This window comes from Bacillus sp. AFS001701, from assembly GCF_002559405.1.
GTDB lineage: Bacteria > Bacillota > Bacilli > Bacillales > Bacillaceae_G > Gottfriedia.
This window is the reverse complement of the sequence record NZ_NTZO01000591.1, coordinates 1-4,370: the sequence shown is the minus strand read 5'-3', so window position 1 is coordinate 4,370 and position 4,370 is coordinate 1. Positions and strand designations below refer to the sequence as shown.

The window sequence follows — 4,370 nt, the reverse complement described above, 5'->3', positions numbered from 1 at the left end:
AATTATAGTACCTCATAGAAAATTCATGAGTAATTAAATAGAAAAAATTGAGTTAAAGTAACTAATAAGATGCTCATAAGTAACTGAAAATGCAAAAAGGAAAGCACCTTACATAAAATAGGACCAAATATTATTAGAATTATCTGAAATATCCGGTCCTAAAGATGCAAATTATTCTATTAAATAATTATTATTTCAATACTAGCGAATACGTTGTCGTCTCATCCACTGAGTCGCAACCCATTTTTCTCCGCTAATAACAGGGCTACCTGCATGAATCGTTAGTTCATTGATAGCTTCGTCCTGATAAAAATATTCAAAGTATAAAGCAGTGCCTTTTTTGGCGACAACAGAATAATTAAGTGTAGGAAAAATCGTTTCGCCACCTTCTTCTACATCATTTAAATAGAGAATGAGTGTACTAATCCTATTATTATTTGTCCGATGATTGGAAAAGTAATCGAAATGCGGTTTATACTGCTGTCCCGGCTCGTAATGAAGAACTTGTAATGGTTCTGCATGTTCGATTGGAATATTCATAATCGTTTCGATTCGTTTTTCAATGCGTTTGATAAGTTCCGTTTCACTTTCCTCAAAAAACATACCACTACTTGTTCGCATCTCATTTTCCTCATGGGATAACCCAATTTTTGACCGTTTCATGCGTAATTTTGCATGGTTGATTAGCTCGTCACATTCTTCATTACTTAAAACATTATCAAGTAAGACAACTAACGGTTCCTCTTTCCGAGTAAGAATCTCAATCTCTCGATCAATTGTTTGGATAATCGAACCAGTATGATTAAAAATGGTTTGTTCGGTTTCCTTTAAATTTCCTTCTTCTAACATTTTGTCACATCTCCTTGTATATTACATTAATACAAATCCTAGGAAAAATTGGTGAGATCATTGCTTTAACAAATTTCGTAAATCATTTTTGTAGAAAAGAAAAACCAGAAATTTAAATTTTTGAGGCAAGGCTTCAATACGCGTAGACAAAAAAATTCTTTTTAGAATAAATTCCTCATTGTGTTGTCATTTTCCTGCTTAAATCCAAGCCTTTAGACAAATGATTAAAGATAATTTTGAAAATTAAATATTAGAGTATTTTAATCGCAGGTATTTGGGAGTTTTGTCGAATTTTATCTGCTGAAAACTCAAAGTATGGATAATCAGGGGGGATGTTTGAGTTAAAAAAACAAGAAATGATATAATTTAATCATATGAAAATAGTAATTATCTAATCGAATGTTGGATTTTTAATAATGAAAAAAGGTTAGTTAAGTTAAAACTAACTCATCTAACCTTATAAAGCTATCTATTTCATTGGTTGTAAAGCCTTATATCGATCGACTGCTTTTTCATCTGCAGTTTTTGACATTTTGTAATGATAGATCGCATCTTCCCAGTCTCCATACATTGGATTTGGTAATTGGATATACTTTATTCCTAGGTCCTTTGCAATTTTATCGACATTATCTTTTCGAGTTTTCAAATCCGCTTTATAAAAAATATCTGATAAATCGTTTGAATTATCGCCTACTAACATAACAATTTCATGAGTTTTTGCAATCTCTGCTTGTCGTGGTCCTTTTTGAGCTGTATCTGTTTTTAAAAATAAATGTTTTGAGTCAACATTCGGTAATCCATGTAGTTTCAAATTTTTAATTGTGTCATCTCGTGTTTTTTCAGGGCGATTTGTAAGATAAAAAACATCTACATTCATTTTTTTCGTTGCGAGCAAGAAATCTTTTGCACCTGGGATTAAATCCGCTTTTGCCATATGGATCCATTCATCCCAGCCTTGTGGGTAGGAAGTATTATTTTTAATGGACCAAGCAGTATCAGGGGAATTATCAAGGATTGTTTCATCAATGTCTAAAACAACTGCGGCTGGTTTTGCCTTTTTATTTAATTTATCACTTGCTTTCTTTTTAACCATTGTTTCAACAAGCTCTTCTTTTGCCTGATTGTAAATTTGAATTTGCAAAGCCTTGTTTTCCGCAGAGGATTGAAACCAATTAGTAGACATAACATTATGTTCTTGTGTGCTTCTTGCAAATTCAGCTTTACTAAAACCAATGCCAGCCAATGAACCAAATGCAAATGCAAATAAGATAGAGAGAATAATAACAATTTTTTTCATAATAATTTCCTTTCATATATATTAAATGTACTAGCTAAATAAAAATTAGGTAGTAAATATGAAAAATTGCTTTTCAAGGTTGTTATTACCTAAAGACTAAAAACTATTCGCTTTTAATTAAAAATTTCATTTACCGTAATTTCGGAAATTTCTGAATTTGGTAAAAAAAGTGATATGATATAAGGGATTTAAGTTTAAAGGGAGGCTATCGATGACTATTTATTTAGAAATCGTAACAAGAGAAAATTGGGAAGAAGCTTTAAAACTTGAAGTAGATAGAGAACAATTGAATTTTGTTCCCTCGGTTGCAGTATCCATTGCAAAAGTATATATAAAACCAGATGGCGAAAATGTGGAATATATCCCATTTGCAATTTATGATGATCAGAAAATGGTTGGATTTATTATGCATGCATATGAAGAACATACAACAAATAGTTATTGGATAAATGGGTTTTTAATTGATAAACAGTTTCAGGGTAAAGGTTACGGTAAATTAGCATTTGCTGAAATGATTAAATGGATTGTGAATAAATTTCAGCAATGTAATGAGATTCGCTTAACAGTTCATAAAGATAATAGATTAGCTATGAATTTATATAAGCAATCAGGATTTAATCCGACCGGTGATTACTTTGGAGAAGAGGCAGTTTGGTATTATATTGTTAAGAGATAACTGAATTTTACGTATTATTAATTTTGAATAATATGTGAACAATTTTTTAAATGGTAGGAATTAATACCTATTTTCAAGAAATTGTAGGGTATGTCAAAAAGTAGGGGTTTTTACGCTATGGAGAAATGGGAACGAAGACTAATTAATACGAAACGAGGTACATTTGAAGTATTTTGTAAAGGTGAGGGAGAACCTTTATGTGTCACACATAATTACTCTGAGTTTAATGATACTGGAGATTATTTTGCCAATTCATTTACTAAATTATTTAAAGTATTTTTAATAAACTTAAGAGAAACAGGGAATTCCGAAAAAGCACATTTTCCTTATGAATTAAGTATGTTAGAAACGATTTTTGATTTAGAAGAAATTAGGAAAACATTAGGCTATTCATCCTGGAATTTCGCTGGTCATTCTACTGGTGGGATGCTTGGAATCATTTATGGAATCTATTTTTCAAATTCTTTAAATCATAATATTATTGTTGGGGCTGCAGCGAGAGACTATACAACATTTTCAAAAAACTGTATTTATAACCGGGCCCATCCGCAATTTAATAACATGCAAGAATTAATTGAAAAACTAAAAAGTAACGAATTGTCAAATGAAGAAAGAGAAGCTCTATCAATTGAGCGGACAAAGCTATCTTTACATACGCCTGAACGATATCATGACTATTTTAATTTACCAATCTCTAAAAAAATGTCAGCAATTCGACTAAATTATTTTAATAGGGAATATCAAATTTACGATGTAACAAAAAAGTTAGCATTAATAAGCTGTCCAACTTTAATCATTTGTGGCAAACATGATGTACAATGTCCAATCGAATATTCAGTAGAAATGGCTGAAGGAATAGAAAAATCGAAATTAGTCATTTTAAATGAAAGTAATCATTATCCATTTTTAGAAGAGAAGGAATTGTTTTATAAGGAAGTAAAACAATTTACTAAAAAAACGCTTGTCTAAATTCACATTATGGAGTGGCAAATAAAAATGATTTATAGAAAGAAGTCATATAAAATAAATCCAGATAAATTAAAACAATTTAATGATTTTTTTCATCATTATTTATACCCGAATCAAATAAAGCATGGCGCTAAATTGATTGGCAGGTGGGTAAACGAATTGAATGATAAAATTGAAGCGATTTGGCAATATGAAAGTATTGAACAGTATGAGCAGATTGAAATTATGATAAGGGAATCTGAGCTTCATCTAAAAGCAAAAGAGAAAAGGGCTCAGCTAGGTGAATTATTTATAGAAAGTCATCAAGAATTTCTTACTTCAACTTCACCAATTGGAACATATGAACTTCCTAAACATTATGTTTTAAGGGAGTAGGTTATTACAAATGATAACGGAGCAGTCTTATTAGTTCGAAACGAGAATTGTTCAGATACAATGGAAATGCCTGGGTGCAAGTAGAATTGATAATCGATTTGAAGTAAAACAAGAAATTTAGAAATAATCAACCAATCATCATTACAAAGCGATTCAAATGAATCGTTTTTTTTTTTTTGAATTGTTAGTAAATGGTTAATTCCG

The 4,370-nt window shown here is 30.6% G+C and carries 6 protein-coding genes; 3 read left to right on the top strand and 3 right to left on the bottom strand.

The features are described 5' to 3' along the window. Positions 1 to 201: 201 nt before the first annotated feature. On the bottom strand, positions 202 to 849 hold the full coding sequence (locus tag CN514_RS23630; protein WP_098234667.1) for a 2OG-Fe(II) oxygenase: 648 nt from the start codon (positions 847 to 849) through the stop codon (positions 202 to 204). A gap of 469 nt (positions 850 to 1,318) precedes the next feature. Beyond that, complete coding sequence (locus CN514_RS23625; RefSeq protein ID WP_098234666.1) at positions 1,319 to 2,146, bottom strand: 5'-nucleotidase, lipoprotein e(P4) family; 828 nt, start codon at positions 2,144 to 2,146, stop codon at positions 1,319 to 1,321. 211 nt (positions 2,147 to 2,357) lie between these two features. Between CN514_RS23625 and CN514_RS23620 the strand changes: the two genes are divergently transcribed. The 3 genes from CN514_RS23620 to CN514_RS23610 all read left to right on the top strand — a co-directional run bounded on the left by CN514_RS23620 (position 2,358) and on the right by CN514_RS23610 (position 4,166). Further along, positions 2,358 to 2,822: a GNAT family N-acetyltransferase gene (locus CN514_RS23620; protein ID WP_098234665.1), complete on the top strand. Its 465-nt coding sequence runs from the start codon at positions 2,358 to 2,360 to the stop codon at positions 2,820 to 2,822. A 117-nt stretch (positions 2,823 to 2,939) separates the two neighbouring features. Next, complete coding sequence (locus CN514_RS23615) at positions 2,940 to 3,791, top strand: alpha/beta fold hydrolase (RefSeq protein ID WP_098234664.1); 852 nt, start codon at positions 2,940 to 2,942, stop codon at positions 3,789 to 3,791. Positions 3,792 to 3,818: 27 nt separating this feature from the next. Next, entirely contained in the window at positions 3,819 to 4,166 is a 348-nt protein-coding gene (locus CN514_RS23610; protein WP_176526053.1) for an NIPSNAP family protein, read from the top strand. On the opposite strand, the gene CN514_RS26245 is transcribed toward CN514_RS23610, so the two are convergent. Further along, a partial coding sequence (locus CN514_RS26245) for a hypothetical protein (protein ID WP_217993959.1) occupies positions 4,148 to 4,370 on the bottom strand: 223 nt, incomplete at its 5' end. The genes CN514_RS23610 and CN514_RS26245 overlap by 19 nt on opposite strands.